We start from the raw sequence: 20,773 nt of genomic DNA on the forward strand, positions 1-20,773 counted from the left end.
GGGGACGCGGATTCAAAGTCAAGCCTGGGGCAGGTCTTTCACGTACCAGCGCAGGCTCGGTCCGCCGTCTTTGAGGTGGCGGAACCCCCGGGCTTCCCAGAACCGCTGGGCAACCGGGTTGTTGCCGTAGACGACCGCGTAGAGCTTGCGCACCTCTCCCCGTAGGAGACCCTCCAGATGCTCGAGGGCCAGCGAGCCGAACCCCTGACCCTGGTGCTCTTCGGCGATCAGGAGCAGGCTGATGGTGGCGGCCATCGCCTCCGGATAGTGCAGCTTGTAATCGAGGTAACCGACGACTTGGCGCCCTTCTTTGGGCGTGGGCGTCGCGATCAAGCAGCAGCGGCGCTGGGGATCGTGGGCTAGGGCCTCGACCTCGCGTTCTACGTCGCTCAAGGTAGGGATCTCCATGCCGATGAGCTGGAAATAGGTAGGGCTTTTTTGGTATAGCTCGTGAATTATAGAGGCGGAATCGGAATCTACCGCGATCAGCTCCGGACGCGCAGCGGTCTTCATGGCCTGTTCAGATTGTACAAGAGCGGGTAGCCAAGCATCGCGTTGAAAGACGGCCACAGATCCCCTCCTTTTAGCGCATGGCACAAGCGTAAGTAAAGTCTAGGCATGACCCCGTAACCCTAACGTGATGTTTGGCCAAAACGATGAGTACGGTCTAAACCCAAGGCCAGGCTCATTATCGTAACGCTACCGGAGAAGGCAGGTGAGGTAGGCAACGCCTAAATCACGGCAGGGCTTCATGCTGAAGCGTAAAAAACCCTCTGGCGTTTAGCCAGAGGGAAGGGTGCTAGAGGGTAGATTAAAACCGCTTGGCGGGCTCGACAACGCTCACGTTAGCGGCCTGCGGCCCCTTACCATTCTTACCCGGCTCTACATCGAACTCCACCACATCCCCCTCGTTGAGGGTGCGGAAGCCCTTGGCCTGGATGGCGCTGTAATGGACGAAGACGTCGGTGTCCCCCTCGCGCTCGATGAAACCGAACCCCTTTTCCGCGTTGAACCACTTTACCTTACCCTTTGCCATACTGCTCCTTCGAAACAGAGCCCCGCCCACGCGCCAAGAAAGCACCCTCGAGGTTGGCGACCAACCCCGGCTTGAGTCCCTTATACAGCGCCATAGACAGTAACAGCCCTACCCAGGTACGAGGCGCTGAAATGCCCAGTGGGCCACCCCCGTAAGTCCCGAGTGCCCCTATTCTAACACACCCCTCATTGGCTAACCTTCACGACCGGGTGACAAACCCGTGCCAGAGGGGGGATTCAACCTTTAAATACCCGCTTGATCCGATCCCAAAACCCCTCCGGGTGGACCTCTTCGCCTACCTCTTGGGCGTACTCCTCTAAAAGTTGCCGGGCTCTTTTGGAAAGGTGTTGGGGTACGGCAATTTCGGTTATTACCCGCAACTCGCCCCGGCCCCGGCGCCCGGGGTAGGGCATCCCTTTGCCCTCCATCGCAAAGACCTCTCCGTGTCCGGTCCCCGGCGGGATATCCAGGGGAATCGGCCCATCGACGCCAGGGATCTCCACGCGGGTTCCTAGGGCGGCCTGGGCCAGCCCTAGCCGCAACCGATAGAGGAGGTTTGCCCCTTCGCGCTCGAGGTGAGGATGAGGGCGTAGGCGGAGCCGCACAAAGAGGTCGCCCGGTCCTCCAGCGTGAACGTTGCCCATTCCCGAGACCCGCAGCATCTGGTTCTCGTCGATGCCCGCGGGCACCTCCAGGCTGATTTTCTCTTGGCGCTCCCTGCGGCCTTGGCCCCGACAGCTGGGACAGGCCTCGCTGATGCGGTAACCTCGGCCCCGGCAGGCCGCGCAGGACACCTGGGTGCGCATGGTGCCGAAAAAGCTCTGCTGGAGCTGCTCTTGTACCCCGCGCCCACGGCAGGCCGGGCAGACCTCGCGCTTCCCTCCAGAGCCCGAGCAGGTTTCGCAAGGCACCAGGCGGCGATAGGTGATCTCCGCTTCCTTGCCCGAAAAGGCTTCCTCGAGGGTTAGCTCGAGCTCTACCTCGAGGTCTTCGCCGCGGGGTGCCGGGCTGCGCGCCCCCGCCGGACTGCGAAAGCCGAATACTTGCTCAAACAGGTCAAAGATATCCCCAAACCCGCCTCCGGGGAAGCCGCCCACCTGAGGGGCCTCGTGGCCGTAACGGTCGTAGTTGGCCCGCTTTTCGGGGTCCGAGAGCACCGCGTAAGCCTCATTGATCTCCTTGAACCGCTCCTCAGCCGCCTTGTCGCCGGGGTTCCGGTCGGGGTGGTACTGCAGCGCGAGCTTGCGGTAGGCCCTCTTGATCTCCTCGCTGCTGGCGTCTTTGCTTACTCCCAGGATGGCGTAGTAGTCCTTCATAGCGCTGAGCTTTAGTCTAGCAGACTAAAGTTTATAAAGTCTGGGTTTCATATACAGGGGCCCTCCCGCCGGGGCGAGGAGCGCACCTGTCCGCGCTTGTCTCCAGGGGGAAACTGGGGGCAGGCTCCGTCCCTACCCTCTTTTTTGCCATCGGCCAGGCGCGATAAGCTATAAGCTGATGTTCTCTTCCCCCCTCACCCCCGACCAACGGCGCATCCTGGACGAGCTGAAAGCTGTGGCGGAGCCGATGGACGAGGGGTTTGCCGTCCGCCTCGAGCGCTACTTCGGCGAGCTGTACGAGGGGCTGGCGGCGGTCTACCCCGATCCCCGGGAGATGCTAGGCCCTTTGCTCGAGGTCATGCAGCGGCACTACCGCGAGCGCCCTGCCGATCTCAAGCGGCTTGATCTGGAGCGGATATTGGCCAAGGACTGGTTTCAACGTCCGGAGATGATCGGCTACGTCTGCTACACCGAGCGCTTTGCCGGGAGCTTCAAGGGGGTGGAAGAGAAGCTTGATTACCTGCGATCTTTGGGCGTCACCTACCTCCACCTGATGCCCTTTCTGAAGCCCCGCCCGGCCCCCAACGACGGCGGCTACGCGGTGATGGATTACCGCAGCGTCCGCGAAGACCTGGGGACCATGGACGACCTCCAGGCCCTGGCCACCAAGCTGCGCCAGGCGGGGATTTCCCTCTGCTGCGACTTGGTGCTGAACCACGTGGCCCAGGAGCACGAGTGGGCGGTGAAAGCCCGCTTGGGCGACCCCAAGTACCAGCGCTACTTCTACATGTTCGAAGACCGCACCCTCCCCGACCAGTACGAGCGCACCCTGCCGGAGGTTTTCCCCGATTTCGCCCCCGGCAACTTCACCTGGGACGCGCAGGCTAAGCGCTGGGTCTGGACCACCTTTAACGCCTGGCAGTGGGACCTCAACTGGGCCAACCCAGAGGTATTCCTCGAGTTCGCCGACCTCATCCTCTGGCTGGCCAACAAGGGCATCGAAGTATTTCGTCTTGACGCCATCGCCTTTATCTGGAAGCGGATGGGCACCCACTGCCAGAATCAGCCCGAAGTCCACGCCATCACCCAGGCGCTCCGGGCGGTGGCCCGCATCGTGGCCCCGGCGGTGCTCTTCAAGGCCGAGGCTATCGTCGCCCCCGATGACCTCATCCAATACCTGGGCCAGGGCCGGCACTTCGGCTTGCTCTCCGACACCGCCTACCATAACAGCCTGATGGTGCAGATCTGGTCTAGCTTGGCGAGCCGGGACGTCCGTCTGATGGCCCAGGCCCTCAGGGGGTTTCCTTCCAAGCCCTACACCACGGCCTGGAACACCTACTTGCGCTGCCACGACGACATCGGTTGGGCCATCGCCGATGACGACGCGGCGGCGGTGGGGCTGTCGGGGGAGGCCCATCGGCGCTTCCTCTCCGATTACTACTCGGGCCGCTTCCCGGGGTCGCACGCGCGGGGGTTGGTCTTCCAGGAAAACCCGCGCACCGGCGACCGGCGCATTTCCGGATCGGGGGTGAGCTTGGCTGGGCTCGAGCAAGCCCTGGAGAACGATGACTTGCAGGGGGCGAATTTGGCGCTCGAGCGCCTGCTGCTGGGCCACGCTATCGTGCTGGGCTTCGGCGGGATCCCCCTTTTGTACATGGGCGACGAGCTGGCCCTCCTCAACGACTACCGCTATCTGGAAGAGCCTGAACACGCCATGGATAACCGCTGGGTCCACCGGCCCCGCATGGACTGGGCCAAGGCCCACCGGGCGCAATCCGACCCCCACTCCATCGAAGGGCGGATGTACCACGGTCTGCGGCGCCTCATCGAGGTGAGAAAGGCTACCCCGCACTTCCACGCTTCGATAGAGGCGGAGATCCTCGAGCCCAAAAACCCCCACGTCTTCGGTTACGTCCGCCGTCACCCCCTGGGGAACTTGGTTGCCCTGTACAACTTCAGCGAAGCGCCGCAGTACTACCCACTCGGCCAGCTCGCCGAGCACGGCCTGACCCACCCCTTTGACCGCATCCGTGCTAGCCACATCACGGTTTCCGGGGGGTTGGTGCAGCTGGAGCCGTTGGCCCGTTTGTGGCTGACCCAGGGGGAGGGCTAAACTAGCGTTACGTGGTCGAGAGCCATCGAAGTGTTGGAGCTTTCGGGCGGCGCGGCTCGCGCGGGGATGGCCCCCGAGGCCGCGGGAGATGCCTACGGTTTGCCTGGAGGAAAGACCATGCTCGATGTCAAGGAAGCGGTCAAGGTGGCCACCGAGTACATCCAGACCCTCTTCACCGAAAAGCAGATCCCCGACCTGCGGCTCGAGGAGGTAGAGCTGAGCCCCGATGGCAAGTTCTGGGATGTCACCTTGAGCTTTGTAAGCCGCGAGTCCTCCCCCTACCTGAGCCTGGGGGAAGCGGCCAAGACCCGCGAGTACAAGGTGTTTCGGGTGAACGCCGAGACGGCCCAGGTGCAGTCGATGAAGATTCGCAGGTTCTAGGCCAATCCGCTCCTGAGTGGTCTGGTAATGTCCGCTAGGAGAGGACGATCCACCGCGTTTGGCGTACGGCGTAGGGTATCGCTACAGGGGATCAAATTGCTAGCTTGGCTTGCAGGTTGGCCTTGACCGCAGGCCACTCCTCGGCCAGGATGCTGAACATCGCGCTGTTGCGGATCCCCCCGTCCGAAGCGGGCATATGCGCCCGGAGAACCCCCTCGAACTTGGCCCCCAGCCGTAGGATCGCGTTACGCGAACGCATGTTCCGCTCGTCGGTTTTGAGGGTTACCCGCCGTACTTGCCAGACCTCGAAGGCGTGGGTGAGCATCAGTAGCTTGGCCTCGGTGTTGATGCCGCTGCGCTGGGCGAAGGGGGCCAGCCAGGTCCAGCCGATCTCCACGGCGTCGGGTTGGCCCGGGCGGGCCAGGGGGGAGCCCTCCGGCCAGTTCCAGAACTCGAGGTGCGCCAGACGGGTGCTTCCCACGATCTTCTCCGAACGCTTGTCCACCGTCACAAACGGCACGGTCTTGCCCTGGGCTTGCTCTTCCAAGGCGGTTTGAATGTAGCGGCGCATCCCGTGTTCGCTATGGGGGACGCTGGTAAAGGGATAGTCTTCCAGACTGGCCAGCTCGAGCAGCACCGAGAGGTGCTCCATGGTGAGGGGCTCGAGGCGGACGATTTGGCCTTCTAGGGTCAGCGGTTCGGTCAGGTTCATAGCCGCGTTTGGCGTAGCGTCGTCGGTACGTCAGTCTTCTGCCAAGTTTTTCCGCATCTGCTCCGCCACGGCCCGGTCAAAAGGGTTGTCGCTTGCCGAGAGCGCCCGGATAACCCGCGTTTGGTCGGCCCGTGAGCGGTTTTGCGAGAGCTTGAACTTGCCCTCGAGCCGGGTGATTTCGATCTCGAAAGCCACGATGCCCTGCATCATCCCCTGCAGGTAGTCGGGCGGGAGCTGCGCCATATCCCACTCCTGCTCGTGCTGCACGACCAGCTCGTGCAATAGCCGCTTGACCGCCTGGGGCTCCTCTACGATGCGCGGCTTGCCGTAGGCGTGGACGGTCATGTAGTTCCAGGTCGGCACGCTAGGGTGCTTCTCGTACCAAGTGGGCGAGATGAAGCTGTGCTCGCCCTGGAAGATGACCAGCACCTCCCGGTTCGGATCGAAGCCGGTCCACTGTGGGTTGGCTCGAGCTAAGTGCGAGGAGAGGACCCCTTCCTTTACCACGAAAGGCAGATGGGTGGCGAAGGGTACTTCTTGATAGATGGAGACCAGCGTGGCGAAGCTGAACCGGCGCATGAGGTCGTAGAGCACGGCTTGATCGGTGACCTGGTAATGCCGAGGCAGGTACATCTACACCAAAGGATAGCCTCGACCTGCCTTTTTGCGAAGGGGCAGACTGTCCAAACGGCGCGAAAGCGGGTCAAAAGCCTTTACATACTCAGCGATGCCCTGATAGACTGCCCCTCAGATGCGACCCTCCGCTCGAGCTATCCGCTAGCGGCTCCTTTCCTTTGCTGGAAGGGGTCGTTCGGATATGCCGGGCGGAGAATCTTTTTTCGTGGAGGAAGCGATGGTGCTCTTGACCCCTGGCCCCACCCCGATTCACCCCCGCGTGCAGGCCGCGCTTGCCCAGCCGATGCGCGGCCACCTCGACCCGGAGGTGCTCCAGACCAACCGGCGCATCCGCGAGTACCTGAAGTTGCTCTTCGACCCCGGCGAGGGGGCGCTGCTGGCAGCGATCCCCGGTTCGGGGAGCCTGGGGATGGAAGCCGGGCTCACCAACCTTGCCGGGGAGGGAGATGCGGTGCTGCTTTTGGTCAACGGAACCTTCGGCGAGCGGATGGTAGAGATCGCTCACGCCTACAACTTAGACTACACGGTGCTGCGCGCCGAGCCTGGATATCCGATTGACCCCGCCCAAGTCGAAAAAGCGCTCGGCCAACGGACGTACAAGCTGGTGGCCCTGGTCCACGGCGAGACCAGTACCGGGGTTCTCAACCCCGCCCGCGAGATCGCTCGGCTGGTGGCCGAGCACGGGGCACTGTTCATGCTGGACGCGGTGACTACTGCCGCGATGATGCCGTTTTCCATGCGAACGATGGGGGTGGATTACGCCTTCACCGGTTCGCAGAAGTGCCTCTCGGCTCCACCGGGGCTGGCCCCGTTTGCCCTCTCGCCGCGGGGGCGGGAGAGGCTGGGGCGGGTGCGGGGCTGGTATTCCGACCTCTCCAGGCTGGCCGTCTACTGGGAGCAGGAGGGGTATTTCTGCACCTCGCCGGTCTTGCTCCACTTCGCCCTGGAAGAAGCCCTCAAGCTGGCCCTGGAGGAGGGGTTAGAGGCTCGCCGGCGGCGGGCGGAACGCCTTTACGGCGGTGTGCTCTCGCTGCTGGAGGAGCTGGGCTTCAGCGCCTACGCCGCCGCGGGAGCGCGGTTGCCCACGGTGTTGGTGGTGCGCCCGCCCGAGGGCTACAGCGAGGGGGAGATCCGCAAGGGGCTCCAGGCCAGAGGGGTGACGGTGGCAGGCGGTATCGGCCCTACCGCGGGGAAGGTGCTCCGGCTGGGGCTGATGGGCGAAGGGGCCCGGGCGGAGCTTTACCGGGTCTTCTTCCGGGCTTTGGGAGAGGTGTTGGGCAAGCGAGGGCTGGAGGAAGCCTTCACAGAACGCGCTGAGGAACTGCTCGTCTAGGGCTCGGTGAGGTCGGGCTGGGTGAGGTAGATCTGGGATAGCTCGGCCTCGAGCTGTTCCAGGGCTTTCTTCAGGCTGCCGCCCTTGAAGGGCAGGGCGGTGTAGGCTTGCAGCGGCACTGCGGCCTTGAGGCGGCGGAAGACCGGGCCCGCGGCTTCGGGCCCGCCGTTTTGCAAGATCACCAAAAAAACCCCTTCGCCCATCTGGAAGAGCAAGTCAGGGCCGCGTAAGCTGCGCAGGATAGGGGTGGGATCCTGGTTGGGGGGGGTTTGCATCAGCAGCAGCACCAGGGGTCGGCGGGTGGCCGCGGCCTCGAGGCTGGGGGCCAGCGCGTGAAGGGCGTTGCGGTTCATGGCTCCGCTGGGGTCGCGGTACTGGCTGCCTTCGAGCCGGGGCACCCAGAAGGGTTCGCGCCGGAGGCTTTGATACAGCGCAGTGAGGAGGGTGACCCCGCTCCCCAGCGCGACCCAGCCCCCCAGGGCATAGAGCCCGCTGGGGAGAAAAGCCAGGGCGAAAGCGCTTTGGCAGGCCAGGCTGTAGGCCAGAAAGCCCAGGCCCAGCACCCACAGCACCCGCACCCTCGGACCGACCGGGGCGCGGCTATAGAGGCTGGCTGCCCCTGCCAGGGTGAGCGCCGCCACCAGGAAGACCACCCCAGGATAGAGGCTCGAGCGGGCGGGGTAGCTCCCCAGCGGCAACAGCCCCAGGACGAGCAAGGCCCAGGGCAACAAGGACAACCAAGACATCGCTACCAGCATAGCCCAAAATCTATCCTCGCGGCCCCACAATAGACCTATGGAACGCAGGCCAGATGATTCGAAGAAGCCCTTGGCCGAACGCATGCGCCCCAGGTCCTTGGAGGAAGTGCTAGGGCAGCCCCACCTCACTGGGCCGGGAAAGCCCCTTAGGCGGATGCTCGAGTCGGGGCGGTTGCGCTCGCTAATCCTGTGGGGGCCGCCGGGGAGCGGCAAGACCACCCTGGCCCGTTTGCTGGCCGAGGGGGTGGGCCAGGAGATGCTCGCCCTTTCGGCGGTTGACGCCGGGGTTAAAGAGATCAAGGAAGCCGTGGCGCGGGCGAGGGAGGTAGGGGGGCTGGTGCTGTTCCTCGACGAGATCCACCGCTTCAACAAGTCGCAGCAGGATGCCTTGCTGCCGCACGTCGAATCGGGGCTGCTGACCTTGATCGGGGCCACCACCGAGAACCCCTCCTTTGAGGTGAACCCAGCCCTGCGCTCGCGGGCGCGGGTGTACGTACTGCGCCCCCTCGAGCCCGCGGAGATCCGCCGGCTGCTCGAGCGGGCCCTGCAGCACCCCGAGGGCCTCCCGGGCGTAGAGGCCGAGCCGCCGGCGCTGGAGCTGTTAGCCCAGTCCTCGCTGGGGGATGTGCGGCGGGCCCTCTCGGCCCTCGAGCTGGCCGTGACCCTCGAGGGGAAGGTCACCCTGGAATCGGCCAAAGAGGCTTTGGGGGCGGGCACGCTGGGCTTCGATAAGGGCGGCGAGCACTTTTATGACCTGATCTCGGCCCTGCACAAGAGCGTGCGCGGCAACCACGTGGACGCGGCGCTTTACTACTTGGCCCGGATGCTCGAGGGTGGAGCTGACCCTCTCTACCTGGCCCGCCGCCTGGTGCGGATGGCAGTAGAGGACGTCGGTCTGGCCGATCCGCTGGCGCTGCGGCTGGCGGTGGCGGCCCAGCAGGCCTATGAGTTTCTGGGCAGCCCCGAGGGGGAGCTGGCCTTGGCCGAACTCACCATCTACCTGGCGCTGGCCCCCAAGTCCAATAGCGCCTACACTGCCTGGAAGGCCGCTCAGGAGGCTGCCCGCCGCTATCCGGACGCCCCCGTGCCGCTACATCTGCGCAATGCCCCCACCGCCTTGATGAAAAGCCTGGGCTATGGGCAGACCTACGCCTACTACCACGATGACCCCCAAGGGAGCTTCGCTCAAGCCTATCTACCGGAGGCTTTGGAGGGCCTCACCCTTTATGAGGCGACCGGAGAGGGATGGGAAGAGCGGGTTAGGGAGCGGTTGGGGGCGCTGCGTAGACGTTTTCGCCAGGCCCGGCCCGGCGAAGGCTAGCGGTCAATCCGCTGCGGCGCTCTCTCCCTCGAGCATGGGCCGGGCCTTCTGGCCGAAATAAGCGTGAAGCTCGAGGAACCTCTGGTGGGCCTCAGGCCCTAAGAACCCCGGTGGGGTGAGTTCCGGTGGCAGCCCAGGATCCAAGAAGAGCAACTTCCGCGCCTCGTGCACCAGGCGGGTGAGCCGCACGAAGGCCTCCTCGGGGGTTTTAGGATGGAAGGGATGGAGCCGCACGAACTCCCGGTAGCGCTGCTGGGCGGCTTCCAGGTTGTAGGCTTTGCGGATCAGCTCGAGCGGGTCGCTCGCCGTGAAGCGCTGCGCCTGAAACAGCTCGACGTAGCTCTCCAGTTCGTAAAAGCGCACCAGATCCCGGGCGGCCTCGAGGCTCGCGGTAGGGCTTATCCACACCCCCGGGGTGGGGGTTCCGAACCCCAGCAGCACCAACTCGTTGCGAAAGCGGTCCCGCATGGTGCGCTTGGCTTCCGGCACGGCGTGGATCAGGATGCGCCATCCTCCATCCCATCGGTCTACGTTTCGGTAGAGGCGGCTTCGCACCTGCTCGACCTGCCAGGCCACCCGTTCGGAGAGCCGGTAGTAGGCCTTGCGCCCGTCCTTCTCGGGGAGGATCCAACCGCTCTTGACGCTGCGCGACACCGCGGCCCGCACCGCCGGTTCGGAGAAGCCCAAAGCCTCCATCCAGCGGATCAGGTCGCCCACCCAGGCCCGGTTGCCGGGGTAGAGGTACTCCATGTAGAGCGTGAAGAGGGTGGAGCGGGCCCGCATATGGGTTAGTTTACGCTACCGCGGTATGGGGGTTACCTCGAGCTTCGTCTGGTCAGAGTACCATGAGGGCGCGTCTTTAGCGATTGCCCGAGGTTTCCTGTGCCCTCCCACCCAGAGGCTCCCCCCTGGCGACTTTGCGCTGAGGGGAGTGCTCGGCCAATTGCATCAACTCGATATCGTTTCCGTCCGGGTCCTTGATCCAGGCTTGCCAGTTGTGGTCAAGGCCTAGGCTGGGACCGCGTTCGATGCTTATCCCCTTGGCTTTTAGCTCTTCAACCGTGCGGTGTAGATCATCGGTGACCAAACACAAGTGCATGAAGCTGCTGTTTCGGGATGGGTCGGGGGCGGGGCCACCCGGGAACACTTCGAGGAAGCGGTCCCCCCCAACGTGCAAGTAGACCAGCATCAAGGAGCCATCCTCACGATACAGGCGGAAAGATTCACGAATGCCGAGCAGCGCGTAAAAATCGAGCGTTCGGTCTAAATCGTGCGCCGCAAAGGCGATGTGGCCGATGTCGGTGATCATCAAGGGCTCCTTTGAAGTGAAGGTGCGGAGGGGTTTTCCTCGCCTGGGGAGGGAACTACTTCTTTTCCCTGACCCGCTTTTGCATCTCCTCGATTAGCTCCTCCAGCTTTAGCGTTCGCTGCTCTTTTACCTGCCGTTCGCGCAGGTTTACCGTGCCCTGTTCCTGCTCCTTGTCGCCCACTACCAGAATGAGGGGAATTTTCTGAAGTTCGGCGTCGCGGATCTTGGCGTTCATGCGCTCCGGGCGGTCGTCCACCTCTACGCGCAGCTTGGCCGCCTGCATAGCCTGGGCGATCCGTCGGGCGTATTCTAGGTGCCGGTCGGCGATGGGGACGATCACGGCCTGGATGGGGGAGAGCCACAGGGGGAAGTTTCCGGCGGTGTGCTCGAGGTAGAAGGCAAAAAACCGGTCGAAGGAGCCCATGATGGCCCGGTGGATGATGACCGGGGTCTCTTTTTCACCCTTCTCGTTGGTGAACTCCAGGCCGAAGCGCCTGCCGCTGATGAAGTCGAGCTGGTTGGTGGCGATGGATTCCTCTTTGCCCAGCACGGTGCGAAGCTGCACGTCGAGCTTGGGTCCGTAGAAGGTGGCCTCGCCGATGCCCTCGACGTACTGGGCGCCGGTCTCCTCCAGCGCTGAGCGGATGGCGGCGATGGCCTCGTCCCAGTGGGGGCCGGGCTCGCCGAACTTCTCGGGGTTGTTCTCGAAGTCGGGCAGGGAGAGGCGGAACCAGTAGTCGCGGAGGCCGAAGTCCTTGTAGACCTCGTCAAAAAGCCCGATCACCCGGATGAACTCCTCCTTGACCTGGGCCTTGGAGCAGTAGATGTGGGCGTCGTTCTGGGTGAAGCCGCGCACCCGCGAGAGCCCCGAGAGGGTGCCGGAGAGCTCGAAGCGGTAGACGGTGCCGAACTCGGCCAGGCGCAGGGGCAGGTCGCGGTAGCTTTTCGGCCGAGCCTTGTAGATCATGTGGTGGTGCGGGCAGTTCATGGGCTTGAGGTAGTATTCCTCGCCCTCGATCTCGATGGGAGCGTACATGTCGTCTTTGTAGTAGGGGAGGTGCCCGGAGGTGTAGTAGAGCTTGGCGTTGGCGATGTGCGGGGTGATGACGTAGCGATAGCCGTGCTCCTGCTCCTTCTCGTACATGTACTGCTCGAGCTGCCGCCGGATGAAAGCCCCCTTGGGCAGCCATAGCGGTAGGCCCTTGCCCACTTCCTCGCTGATGGTGAAGAGCTCGAGCTCGGCCCCCAGCTTGCGGTGGTCGCGCTTCTTGGCCTCCTCTTGCCGCCATAGGTAGTCGTCGAGTTCTTCCTTGCTGCGGAAGGCGATGCCGTAGATGCGCTGGAGCATGGGACGCCTGGAATCGCCCCGCCAGTAAGCCCCGGCGATGTGGGTGAGCTTGAAGTAGGGCGGAATGCGGCCCGTGCTGGGAACGTGGGGCCCGCGGCAGAGGTCGGTGAAGCCGTGGGTTCCTTCGCCCTGGGCATAAAAGCTGATCTCTACCCCTTCCGGGAGGTCTTGAATCAGTTCGGTTTTGTAGGGATCTTTGCCCTCGAAGCGCCGCAGGGCTTCCTCGCGCGGCAGGACGAAGCGGCGCAGCTCGAGGTTCTCCTTCACGATACGGCGCATCCGCGCTTCGATCTCGGGCAGGTCGCCCTCGCCCAGCGGTTCTGGTGGGTCGATGTCGTAATAGAAGCCGTTTTCGATCACCGGCCCGATGGCCAGCTTTACCGCGTCGGGATCATAGCCCTTGGCGGCAAAAAACTCGCGCACGGCCTGGGCCAGCACGTGGGCCAGGGTGTGGCGGAAAAGCTGCTGGTATTCGGGGTCTTTCTCGGTGAGGAGCTTGAGCTTAGCCCCCTGAGGCAGGGGTTTCATCAAGTCGTACAGTTCGCCGTCCACGATCGCGCCGATGGCGGCCTTGGCCAGCCCAGGGCCGATCGCTTTGGCAGCCTCGGCGGCCGTTGCGCCATCCGGTAGGTTTAGTTCGCGTCCGTCGGGTAGGTAGACATTCATGTTCTTCCTCGCTGTTCCCCGTGCAGGGGCTGCTATGGCCAGAAAAAAAGACCCGGCTCGTTTTACCACACGAGCCGGGAGAACCTCTAGCGAATCCCTAGAAGTTCCCCCGGGGTCTGGTAGTGACGGGCCAGATCATCTTGTAGGTGAGTGTACTGCTAGGCCTCCCTAGCGTCAATCGGCTCGCCTGTCGGGCTGGTGTCAGTAAACGCGTAGGGCGCGCGCTGAGGGGAACGCTTCCGTTCCGCCGGACGGGGTGGGCGTGTGCGAATGCTCGGCAATCTCAGGCAGGACTATGTTAAGCTAACTCGTAGTATGCCGGTCTGCCTCCACACTGTTTTTTCGCCCCTTACCCCGGAGGGGCGGGCGTGAGGTTTCTGGACAGCCTGGCCCCCCTGGGAGTCCGGCGGGCGGTGCTTACCGCCAGCGATGGCCTGGTGATCGAGAGCATAGGCTCGGGGGCCCCCTCGGCCGAGCTATTGGCCGCCGAACTGGCCTCGCTCCACCGCAACATGCGGCGGCTAGCCGAGGGGATGGGAGGAGGGGTCCGCCGTTTTACTCTGGCTACCGAGGAACGCGAAGTGTTGGTGGTGGTGGTAAGGGATTACTGCCTAGGCGCGGTGGTTGAGCGCAGCGGGGATCGGCGGGCGGTGGGGGCCGAGCTTTCTAGGCTAGCCAGCCGCCTCTCCGAACAGCTCTAGCAACAGGAGCACAGCATGGTACAAGAGGTACTCTCCGAGCTACAAGCGGTGCGTGGGGTGCTGGGTTCTGCACTGGTCGCTGAGGACGGGTTCATCGTGGAAAGCCAGCAGGCCCCTGGCGCCCCCGATGTGGACTTCCTGGGTGGGGCCGCAGCGACCGCCCTGGCCTCGGCCAAGGCCCTCTCGCAGGAGATCAACCGGGGGGAGGTCGAAGAGGTCATGGTCGAGTATCCCGAAGGCCCGCTGCTGCTGGTGCCGCTCGAGGGGGGCTACTTGTTGGTGGTGCTGCTCGACTCGGTGCAGAGCCTGGGCCGGGCCCGCTTCCAGCTCAAGAAGAGCATCCCCCGGCTCAAGGAGGCGCTGACTTAGTTCGCCCCGCTCGCCTCATCCCCAAAAAGAGGTTAGACTGCTGTCGCGCTCGGGGTATTCTCGAGCTTAGGAGGAACTTGTGAACGAGCTTCGCCTGGATATCGACAAGGAGACCGCGTATGGGCGCTACACCAACCTGGCGCTCTTTTCCCACACCAAGAACGAATTCGTGCTGGATTTCGCCCTGATTCAGCCCCAGGGTGGGGCCATAGTGGTCTCTCGCCTGATCACCAGCCCTCAACACGCCAAGGCCCTCTTGCGCAGCCTGGCGGAAAATATCCAGCGCTACGAGGAAACCTACGGGTTGATCCCCGAGCCCGTGGCCGAAGGCTTGGGGAGCCAGGCCTAAACTGCATCGCCCCCTAGCGCGAGCCCGGCATGGCGCAAAGCACCTGGGCTCGCGCTTCGTATGCCCTCGAGTCGTTCCGCTGCCTGCCGCTAGGCGGGGTGGATAAATCTCGCTGCCAGACCAATGGGAACGGGACAAACGCGCCTTTTATCACATCCTTTGGGCTTTTTGGGCAATCAGGATACCCCAGAGGGTCAGCAGCCCCCCCAGCAAAGCCTGTAGCGGCAAGTGTTCCCCCAGAAACACCACCCCCGCCAACACCCCTACCACCGGGGTAAGGTTGGAGAACACCGCTACCCGCACCGGGCCGAGCTGGCGTACTCCGTACATCCAGGTCAGAAAGGCCAGGGTGTTGGCCAGCAGCCCACTCGCTATCAGCAAAACCCAGACCCACATCGGCACCGCGGCGCCGGCCAGCCGCAGCATCTGGGGGGTGTGCAGGAGCCAGTAGGGAACCATGCCTAGCACGAAGCTCCCGCCGGTCCAGGTGAGCAGCCGGTAACCCCCAGCCAGGCGGCGGGCCCCCACCGTGTAGACCGCCCAGCTCAGCGCGGAAAGCAGTACGAACACGACCCCTAGCCCTTGGCCTCCGCCCTGTCCGAGGGTTTCCCCGCTCAAGATCACGACCCCGGTCAGCGAAAGGGCCAGGCCCAGGTAGGCCATTTTGGATAGCGGCTCGCGGAGCCAAACCACGCTGAGCAGAGCTACCCAGATGGGGTTGGTGGAGCTCACGATGGAAGTGTAGGAAGCTGGGAGGCGAGGAATCCCCTCCAGGAAAAGCCATTGGTAGAGGCTGTTACCGATGAGCCCGAGGCCCGCAATTACCGCCCAGTCCCGCCAACCCAGCCGCTCCCGGCTGAATAGCGACCACAGCACCGCGTAAGCCAGCGAGGCCAGCAGCACCCGCAGGCTGTTCATGGCATGGGGCGGCAGATATGCCGCCAACACCTTGAGTGCGGCGGCATTCGAGCCCCAGGCTAAAACGGAGAAAAGGGGGTAGACAAAAGGGGGAAGGCGCATGGGGGCTTCAGCGCAAATAGCTCCCCCACCACTCCAGGTAGGCCTCGAGCCGGGCCACCCGCCGGTCTGGGCGGCCCGAGCGGGAAAGCTCGTGACCCTCCTCGGGAACCCGGAAGAAGCGGGTTGGGATCCCCAGGTGCAACAAGGCGGTGTACCAGGTCTCCCCCTGGTCGATGGGGCAGCGGTGGTCTTGCTCCGAGTGGACCACCAGGGTGGGGGTCTTGACCTGGTGCACCAGGCGCAGCGGGCTTTTCTGCCAGAGCACCTCGGGGCGCTCCCACGGGGTAGCCCCCAGCTGCAACCAGGTGAAGCGCGGCCCGATATCAGAGGCCCCGAAGAAGCTGGTCCAGTTGCAGATGCTGCGGTCGGTGACGGCGGCTTTGAAGCGCTCCGGCTGGCGGGCGGTGAGCCAGTTGGTCATGTAGCCGCCGTAGCTGCCCCCAGCCACCCCGACCCGCCCGCGGTCCAAGGGAAAGCGGGAGAGGGCCTCTTCCAAAAGCCCCAACAAATCTGCCTCGTCGATCTCGCCCCAGCGCCCGTCCAGCCGGGTGTAGTCCTGGCCGTAGCCGGTCGAACCCCGGGGGTTGCCGTAGACGACGGCGTAACCTGCAGCCCGGAAGATCTGAAGCTGGAGCATCGGGGCATTGCCGAAGGCGGTGTGTGGCCCACCGTGGATGTAGAGGATGGTGGGGTGCGGGCCTGCTCCTTCGGGGAGCAAGACCCAGCCCGGCACGCTATGCCCCTCTGGGCTCTGCCAGGCAATGGGTGTAGGGGTCGGTAGGGTACCCAGCCCTTCGGCATTGGGATCAAAGAGTACCTCGTCGCCTCGGGTGAGGCGGGCCGGATGGGTGAAGGACTCGGTGAGCGTATATAGCTCACCTCCACAAAAGGCATACGCCACCACGCTTTCCGAGTCCCCTTGCGCTTCGCTGACCTCCCCAGCCAAGGAGACTCGCAACAACCGGGCCGAGCCCTTATGGGTCTCCACCAGATAGATAGCCCCATCGGGGCCGAAACGGGGAGCTTGGAAATAACCCCCGTACCGGCAATCCGAGTTGATCGTGTTGCCGAACGCCCCCTCAGCCAATAGGACCGGTTCTCCCCCAAAAGCGCGGTGGTAGAGCCGAGGCTCGGTGGCGCCGCCAAATTCCCAGGCGTGGGCCAGGTAGACCAGGCCGCTTTCGTCCGGGGTCACCGCTAAGCCCGAGATGGGACCAACACCGCCGAATAGCTCCTGTACCTCTCCGGCTAAGCTGACCCGGTAACACCGCTGCTTCCAGGCCCACCGCTCCCGGGGCGTGCCCGAGGCCGTGAACACCAGAAAGTCTCCCCCTGGGCTCCAAGCGATCTCTTCGATGTCTTCGGGGTGTTGCGCCAGCAACCGGGTTTCCCCGCCCTGCCACAAGTAGAGCGCCCGGGGTGCTTGGGGCAGAAGGCCCCGCTGCTCGAACTTGAACGGCCAGGTCTGGTAGGCGCGCGGCTGGTCGGGTTTGGGGGCTTCATAATCGCCCCGGCTGAGAAGGGCGATCTTAGAACCATCCGGGCTCACCTTATAGCCCTCGAGCCCGGCCTTGAAGTGGGTGATCTGCTCTGGCTCCCCACCCTTGAGCGGTAGCCGAAAGAGTTGGGCCACCTTCTCCACTTTGCGGGTGAAGTAGATGAACTCCCCAGCCCACTGCGGGCTGCGCGCCTCGCTTTGGGTGAGCAGGCGAAGCCCATTATCCCAAATGGCCAGCCGGGGGCGGTATCTGGGGGGCTCGCTGCTGGTATTGGGGTTCTCGATGTCGGTCAGGACGAAGAGGGGCTTGGCGTGAGGGCCTTCGGTGAGATCGGAGAGGAAACGCAACCGGTAGAGGATCTCAGGTTTCACGCCGATACTTTACCCGAAAACTGACCCACTGGTCAGCCCGGTGGGAAACGCGGGATGGCCTCAATCCCGATTTCACCGAGGTAGCGTCACCGTATACACCAGGACGCGGGCTTGTCCGGGGTTTAGGTTGAAGCGCACCCGATACCCCTCAGGGGTCTTCTCCAGCCCTTGCCCTTCGAGCGTGAAAGGCCGGGGGAAGAACTCGCTGATCTCGACCTCGAGGGGATAAGCCTTGGGGTTCTTCACCGTGGTGGTCACGCGGAAGCTGTTTTGCGCCAGCTGCTCGATCTTGCGCTCAGCCTGTCCGTCGGGATCGGGGCCCAGCGAGAGGCGCACCGGGTTGCCCTTGGCGGTATCGGGCAGGGCGGCTTGTCCCACGAAGACCCCCTGGTCGCGGATGCTCACGATGCCCGCGGCCAGGTTCTCTGTAGCAGCGAAGCGGTAACCGCGTTGGAAACGGATCTCGCTAGCGGTAGTGAAGCCGCCCGCGTAGCTCCAGGTGTAGGTGGGCTGGACTCGAGCGCGGATAAAGGGTAGCTCGGTGAGGCCGGGCTCGAGGTTTACCTCCCCCGGCAGGCGGTAGCGGAAGGTGCCGCCTGACTCTCCGGAAAACTCTGCGTCGGCGGCCATCGAGCGCACCTCGGGCGCCGGGGCTGTAGCCGCCTTGGGTACGGGAATGCCGCCTTCCAAGAGGGGAACCGTTCCCGCCACCAACTCCACCTGGCGGAAGCGCTGGGGCGTTCCCAAGGAGTTGTGCAGGCTGGCCCAACCGGTGAGGTCGCCTCCTTCCAGGGTGTAACGCAGGCTCCAGGAGAGCCCCCGGGTCAGGTAGCTGAGGGTAGTCGGCCCTTGGCCTTGGTAACGGAAGACCACCTCGAGGCGGGGATTTTGGAAGCCCGAAGGGTCGGGGTAGGCCACCAAACCCGGCAGGCTGGTGAGGTAGTGCCCCTCGAACTGGAAGAGGGGTCTATCCGGATCCACCACTACTGCCTCGCGCCACTTTCCCTCCCAGTAAAAAGAGATCGCCTTGCCTTTGTAGGCTGCCAGTGGGTTGGGAGCATCCTGCAAAATAACCTGGCGGGATTGCTCGCTCAGGCCAAGGAGCTTGAGGGTTCCGGGCACCAAGGTCTCAAAGAGGCTTTCTCCAGGCTGCCAGCGCCACTCCCCCGCGGGTAGGGTCACCGGGGTCTTGACCTCGGCAAAGCCCCGATAAAAAGCAGCCTCCTGAGCTTGAACCGCTCCGATCAAAGTGGCAATTCCCAGGGTGAGAAGGGCTTTGTTCACGGGAGTAGTACATCACCCGCCGCGTAGAGCTGGGTGAGAGGGGCTTCACTAAAGGTTTACAAACCTCGAGCGCCCTTTGCTTGCGCCATCGCGGCTGGTTTAGGCTACCCGGCAGCGCCTTGGTCCTCCTGCCACGAACGCGATTGCCCAAAAAACCCCAGCCGGGGGGGCCGGGGTCGTCGGGCAAAGCCGCCTACAGGATGTCGTCCCGGATGCAAGCCTTGAAGTGCCCAGGTTCGACCTCGCGCAATTCCGGCACGACGGTGGCGCACTCCGCAACGGCGTAGCGGCAGCGGGTGCGGAACACGCAGCCCGAGGGCGGGTTGATGGGGCTGGGGATATCCCCTTGCAGCACGATGCGCTCGCGCTTGATGGTGGGATCGGGCATGGGGATGGCCGAGAGCAAGGCCTCGGTGTAGGGGTGCTTGGGATTGGCGTATAGCTGCTTGGACGTGGCCAGCTCCATGATGCGGCCCAGGTACATCACCGCGATGCGGTCGGAGATGTACTCCACCACCGCCAGGTCGTGAGCGATGAAGAGCACGGTGAGGCCGAACTGCTCCTTCAGGTCCTGCAGCAGGTTGACCACCTGGGCCTGAATCGAGACGTCCAACGCCGAAACCGGCTCGTCAGCCACGACGAACTCCGGCTCTACGGCTAGGGCCCGGGCGATGCCGATGCGCTGGCGCTGGCCGCCGGAGAACTCGTGGGGGTAGCGGCGCACGTGATCGGGCGAGAGGCCCACGGTGCGGAGCAAGTTGGCGACCCGCTCCTGCCGCTCTTGCGGGGTGCCGATCCCGTGAATCACCAAAGGCTCGGCGATGATGTCGCCCACGGTCATGCGGGGGTTTAAGGAGGCGAAGGGATCCTGGAAGACGATTTGCATCTTGCGGCGGTAGGGCCGCAGCTGCGCTTTGGAAAGGGTGGTGATCTCTTGGCCGTTGAACTTGATCGAGCCCTCGGTGGGTTCGATCAGGCGCAAAATGGTGCGGCCTACCGTGGTCTTGCCGGAACCGGACTCCCCCACCAGGCCCAACACCTCGCCCTTTTTGACGCTGAAGCTCACCCCGTTGATGGCCTTGACGTTGGCCACCACCCGCGAGAGGATGCCGCCCCGGATGGGGAACCACTTTTTTAAGTCCTTGACCTCGAGCAGGTTGGTACTTTTGCCTTCGGTACGAGGAGCGCTAGGAGCAGGGCTAGGGTTCACGCCAGCACCTCCTGTTGAATCTCGGCCCAGCGTACGCAGCGCACCATGTGCCCGCCCCCGGCGTCTTCGAGGGGAGGGATCTGCTGGTCGCAGCGACCAGCCTGAAAGTACTTGCAGCGGGGGTGGAAGGCGCACCCAGCGGGCATATGGAGGGGGTTAGGCACGTTGCCGGGGATGGCCTCGAGGCGCTCCTTATGCTCGGCGGCGCGGTCCAAGCGGGGGATGGAGTTCAACAGGCCCATCGTATAGGGCATCAGCGGCTTCTTGAAGGTAGTGACCACGTCGGCCTCTTCCACCGCCCGGCCTCCGTACATCACCACCACCCGGTCGGCCATCTCGGCCACCACCCCCAAGTTATGGGTGATGAACAGGATGCTCATGCCGATCTCGTCCTGGAGCTTTTTCATGAGTTCCAGGATCTGCGCTTGGATGGTCACATCGAGCGCGGTGGTGGGCTCGTCGGCGATCAGCAACGAGGGGTTGCAGGAAAGCGCCATGGCGATCATGACCCGCTGGCGCATCCCCCCCGACATCTGGTGGGGGTAGTTGGAAAGGCGTTTTTTGGGTTCGGGGATGCCCACCAGATCGAGCATATCCGCCGCCATCTCCAAGGCCTCTTTTTTGCTCTTGCCCTGGTGCAGCACGATGGCCTCGGCGATCTGGTCGCCCACCGTGTAGACCGGGTTCAAAGAGGTCATGGGCTCCTGGAAGATCATGGCGATGTCATTGCCGCGGATCTTGCGCATCTCCGCCTCGGAGAGCTTGGTGAGGTCCTTGACCACCTTGTCCTTGCCCCGGAAGAGGATCTCTCCGCCTACGATCTTACCCGGAGGCATCGGGATCAAGCGCATCGTGGCCAAGCTGGTCACGCTCTTGCCTGAGCCACTCTCGCCCACCACGGCCAAGGTCTCCCCCTTGTCGATGTGGAAGGAGACTCCGTCTACCGCCTTCACCACACCATCGTCGGTGAAGAAGTGAACTTTGAGGTCTTTGACCTCGAGGAGGCGTTTTTCGTCCATTCGTTCTACTCCGGCTTCTATA

The 20,773-nt window shown here is 63.8% G+C and carries 21 protein-coding genes; 7 read left to right on the top strand and 14 right to left on the bottom strand.

What is annotated here, in order from left to right; translation table 11 throughout:
* Positions 1–18: 18 nt before the first annotated feature.
* The 3 genes from DNA98_RS01220 to dnaJ form a co-directional block, all read right to left on the bottom strand.
* Positions 19–513: a GNAT family N-acetyltransferase gene (locus tag DNA98_RS01220; RefSeq protein ID WP_110524782.1), complete on the bottom strand. Its 495-nt coding sequence runs from the start codon at positions 511–513 to the stop codon at positions 19–21.
* Positions 514–811: 298 nt separating this feature from the next.
* The gene (locus DNA98_RS01225) at positions 812–1,036 is read right to left on the bottom strand and encodes a cold-shock protein (RefSeq protein ID WP_110524784.1); all 225 of its coding nucleotides are present in this window, start codon (positions 1,034–1,036) and stop codon (positions 812–814) included.
* Positions 1,037–1,272: 236 nt separating this feature from the next.
* On the bottom strand, positions 1,273–2,352 hold the full coding sequence (dnaJ, locus tag DNA98_RS01230; protein WP_110524786.1) for a molecular chaperone DnaJ: 1,080 nt from the start codon (positions 2,350–2,352) through the stop codon (positions 1,273–1,275).
* Positions 2,353–2,530: 178 nt separating this feature from the next.
* On the opposite strand from dnaJ, the gene DNA98_RS01235 reads away from it, so the two are divergent.
* A complete protein-coding gene (locus tag DNA98_RS01235; protein WP_110524788.1) occupies positions 2,531–4,465 on the top strand; it encodes an alpha-amylase family protein in 1,935 nt (644 codons plus the stop codon).
* Positions 4,466–4,495: 30 nt separating this feature from the next.
* Positions 4,496–4,846 (top strand): hypothetical protein, encoded by a 351-nt coding sequence (locus tag DNA98_RS01240; protein ID WP_233492992.1) that lies wholly within the window; start codon positions 4,496–4,498, stop codon positions 4,844–4,846.
* Between the two features lie 91 nt (positions 4,847–4,937).
* Here the strand turns inward: DNA98_RS01240 and DNA98_RS01245 are convergent, their stop codons facing one another.
* Both DNA98_RS01245 and DNA98_RS01250 read right to left on the bottom strand, forming a co-directional pair.
* Positions 4,938–5,558 (bottom strand): GNAT family N-acetyltransferase, encoded by a 621-nt coding sequence (locus tag DNA98_RS01245; RefSeq protein WP_110524790.1) that lies wholly within the window; start codon positions 5,556–5,558, stop codon positions 4,938–4,940.
* A 30-nt stretch (positions 5,559–5,588) separates the two neighbouring features.
* On the bottom strand, positions 5,589–6,191 hold the full coding sequence (locus tag DNA98_RS01250; RefSeq protein WP_110524792.1) for an FMN-binding negative transcriptional regulator: 603 nt from the start codon (positions 6,189–6,191) through the stop codon (positions 5,589–5,591).
* A 220-nt stretch (positions 6,192–6,411) separates the two neighbouring features.
* On the opposite strand from DNA98_RS01250, the gene DNA98_RS01255 reads away from it, so the two are divergent.
* Positions 6,412–7,527: an alanine--glyoxylate aminotransferase family protein gene (locus DNA98_RS01255; protein WP_110525374.1), complete on the top strand. Its 1,116-nt coding sequence runs from the start codon at positions 6,412–6,414 to the stop codon at positions 7,525–7,527.
* Here the strand turns inward: DNA98_RS01255 and DNA98_RS01260 are convergent.
* Positions 7,524–8,273, bottom strand: a complete 750-nt coding sequence (locus DNA98_RS01260) for a hypothetical protein (protein WP_233492993.1) — start codon at positions 8,271–8,273, stop codon at positions 7,524–7,526. The two genes, DNA98_RS01255 and DNA98_RS01260, sit on opposite strands and share 4 nt — an antisense overlap.
* A gap of 49 nt (positions 8,274–8,322) precedes the next feature.
* On the opposite strand from DNA98_RS01260, the gene DNA98_RS01265 reads away from it, so the two are divergent.
* On the top strand, positions 8,323–9,606 hold the full coding sequence (locus tag DNA98_RS01265) for a replication-associated recombination protein A (protein WP_110524796.1): 1,284 nt from the start codon (positions 8,323–8,325) through the stop codon (positions 9,604–9,606).
* 3 nt (positions 9,607–9,609) lie between these two features.
* Here DNA98_RS01265 and DNA98_RS01270 read toward each other — a convergent pair whose 3' ends face one another.
* The 3 genes from DNA98_RS01270 to thrS all read right to left on the bottom strand — a co-directional run bounded on the left by DNA98_RS01270 (position 9,610) and on the right by thrS (position 12,929).
* A complete protein-coding gene (locus tag DNA98_RS01270; RefSeq protein ID WP_110524798.1) occupies positions 9,610–10,389 on the bottom strand; it encodes a PaaX family transcriptional regulator C-terminal domain-containing protein in 780 nt (259 codons plus the stop codon).
* Between the two features lie 76 nt (positions 10,390–10,465).
* Positions 10,466–10,915, bottom strand: a complete 450-nt coding sequence (locus DNA98_RS01275) for a VOC family protein (RefSeq protein WP_110524800.1) — start codon at positions 10,913–10,915, stop codon at positions 10,466–10,468.
* A 55-nt stretch (positions 10,916–10,970) separates the two neighbouring features.
* The gene (thrS, locus tag DNA98_RS01280) at positions 10,971–12,929 is read right to left on the bottom strand and encodes a threonine--tRNA ligase (RefSeq protein WP_110524802.1); all 1,959 of its coding nucleotides are present in this window, start codon (positions 12,927–12,929) and stop codon (positions 10,971–10,973) included.
* Positions 12,930–13,297: 368 nt separating this feature from the next.
* Between thrS and DNA98_RS01285 the strand changes: the two genes are divergently transcribed.
* From DNA98_RS01285 to DNA98_RS01295, 3 genes are all read left to right on the top strand, one after another.
* Entirely contained in the window at positions 13,298–13,630 is a 333-nt protein-coding gene (locus DNA98_RS01285; protein WP_110524804.1) for a roadblock/LC7 domain-containing protein, read from the top strand.
* Positions 13,631–13,645: 15 nt separating this feature from the next.
* Complete coding sequence (locus DNA98_RS01290; protein WP_110524806.1) at positions 13,646–13,999, top strand: roadblock/LC7 domain-containing protein; 354 nt, start codon at positions 13,646–13,648, stop codon at positions 13,997–13,999.
* A gap of 79 nt (positions 14,000–14,078) precedes the next feature.
* Positions 14,079–14,348, top strand: coding sequence for a DUF3467 domain-containing protein (locus DNA98_RS01295; RefSeq protein ID WP_110524808.1), 270 nt, complete (start codon positions 14,079–14,081; stop codon positions 14,346–14,348).
* Between the two features lie 150 nt (positions 14,349–14,498).
* Here the strand turns inward: DNA98_RS01295 and DNA98_RS01300 are convergent, their stop codons facing one another.
* The 5 genes from DNA98_RS01300 to DNA98_RS01320 form a co-directional block, all read right to left on the bottom strand.
* Positions 14,499–15,368, bottom strand: a complete 870-nt coding sequence (locus DNA98_RS01300) for a DMT family transporter (protein ID WP_110524810.1) — start codon at positions 15,366–15,368, stop codon at positions 14,499–14,501.
* Positions 15,369–15,375: 7 nt separating this feature from the next.
* Complete coding sequence (locus DNA98_RS01305) at positions 15,376–17,238, bottom strand: S9 family peptidase (RefSeq protein ID WP_110524812.1); 1,863 nt, start codon at positions 17,236–17,238, stop codon at positions 15,376–15,378.
* Between the two features lie 72 nt (positions 17,239–17,310).
* On the bottom strand, positions 17,311–18,522 hold the full coding sequence (locus DNA98_RS01310; RefSeq protein WP_110524814.1) for a DUF4139 domain-containing protein: 1,212 nt from the start codon (positions 18,520–18,522) through the stop codon (positions 17,311–17,313).
* Positions 18,523–18,715: 193 nt separating this feature from the next.
* Positions 18,716–19,732: an ABC transporter ATP-binding protein gene (locus DNA98_RS01315; protein WP_110524816.1), complete on the bottom strand. Its 1,017-nt coding sequence runs from the start codon at positions 19,730–19,732 to the stop codon at positions 18,716–18,718.
* The gene (locus tag DNA98_RS01320; RefSeq protein WP_110524818.1) at positions 19,729–20,751 is read right to left on the bottom strand and encodes an ABC transporter ATP-binding protein; all 1,023 of its coding nucleotides are present in this window, start codon (positions 20,749–20,751) and stop codon (positions 19,729–19,731) included. The genes DNA98_RS01315 and DNA98_RS01320 overlap by 4 nt, the downstream gene beginning before the upstream one ends.
* Positions 20,752–20,773: the final 22 nt, after the last annotated feature.

Origin of the sequence: Meiothermus sp. Pnk-1 (assembly GCF_003226535.1) — a bacterium.
In the GTDB taxonomy this organism is placed as follows: Bacteria; Deinococcota; Deinococci; order Deinococcales; family Thermaceae; genus Allomeiothermus.

Bases quoted from the DNA above. Each gene is read 5' to 3' on its own strand.
- DNA98_RS01255 (WP_110525374.1), top strand. From the start codon at position 6,412: ATGGTGCTCTTGACCCCTGGCCCCACCCCGATTCACCCCCGCGTGCAG.
- DNA98_RS01235 (WP_110524788.1), top strand. From the start codon at position 2,531: ATGTTCTCTTCCCCCCTCACCCCCGACCAACGGCGCATCCTGGACGAG.
- DNA98_RS01320 (WP_110524818.1), bottom strand. From the start codon at position 20,751: ATGGACGAAAAACGCCTCCTCGAGGTCAAAGACCTCAAAGTTCACTTC.
- DNA98_RS01265 (WP_110524796.1), top strand. From the start codon at position 8,323: ATGGAACGCAGGCCAGATGATTCGAAGAAGCCCTTGGCCGAACGCATG.
- dnaJ (WP_110524786.1), bottom strand. From the start codon at position 2,352: ATGAAGGACTACTACGCCATCCTGGGAGTAAGCAAAGACGCCAGCAGC.
- DNA98_RS01290 (WP_110524806.1), top strand. From the start codon at position 13,646: ATGGTACAAGAGGTACTCTCCGAGCTACAAGCGGTGCGTGGGGTGCTG.
- DNA98_RS01275 (WP_110524800.1), bottom strand. From the start codon at position 10,915: ATGATCACCGACATCGGCCACATCGCCTTTGCGGCGCACGATTTAGAC.
- DNA98_RS01220 (WP_110524782.1), bottom strand. From the start codon at position 513: ATGAAGACCGCTGCGCGTCCGGAGCTGATCGCGGTAGATTCCGATTCC.
- thrS (WP_110524802.1), bottom strand. From the start codon at position 12,929: ATGAATGTCTACCTACCCGACGGACGCGAACTAAACCTACCGGATGGC.
- DNA98_RS01250 (WP_110524792.1), bottom strand. From the start codon at position 6,191: ATGTACCTGCCTCGGCATTACCAGGTCACCGATCAAGCCGTGCTCTAC.
- DNA98_RS01225 (WP_110524784.1), bottom strand. From the start codon at position 1,036: ATGGCAAAGGGTAAGGTAAAGTGGTTCAACGCGGAAAAGGGGTTCGGT.
- DNA98_RS01245 (WP_110524790.1), bottom strand. From the start codon at position 5,558: ATGAACCTGACCGAACCGCTGACCCTAGAAGGCCAAATCGTCCGCCTC.
- DNA98_RS01270 (WP_110524798.1), bottom strand. From the start codon at position 10,389: ATGCGGGCCCGCTCCACCCTCTTCACGCTCTACATGGAGTACCTCTAC.
- DNA98_RS01300 (WP_110524810.1), bottom strand. From the start codon at position 15,368: ATGCGCCTTCCCCCTTTTGTCTACCCCCTTTTCTCCGTTTTAGCCTGG.
- DNA98_RS01260 (WP_233492993.1), bottom strand. From the start codon at position 8,273: ATGTCTTGGTTGTCCTTGTTGCCCTGGGCCTTGCTCGTCCTGGGGCTG.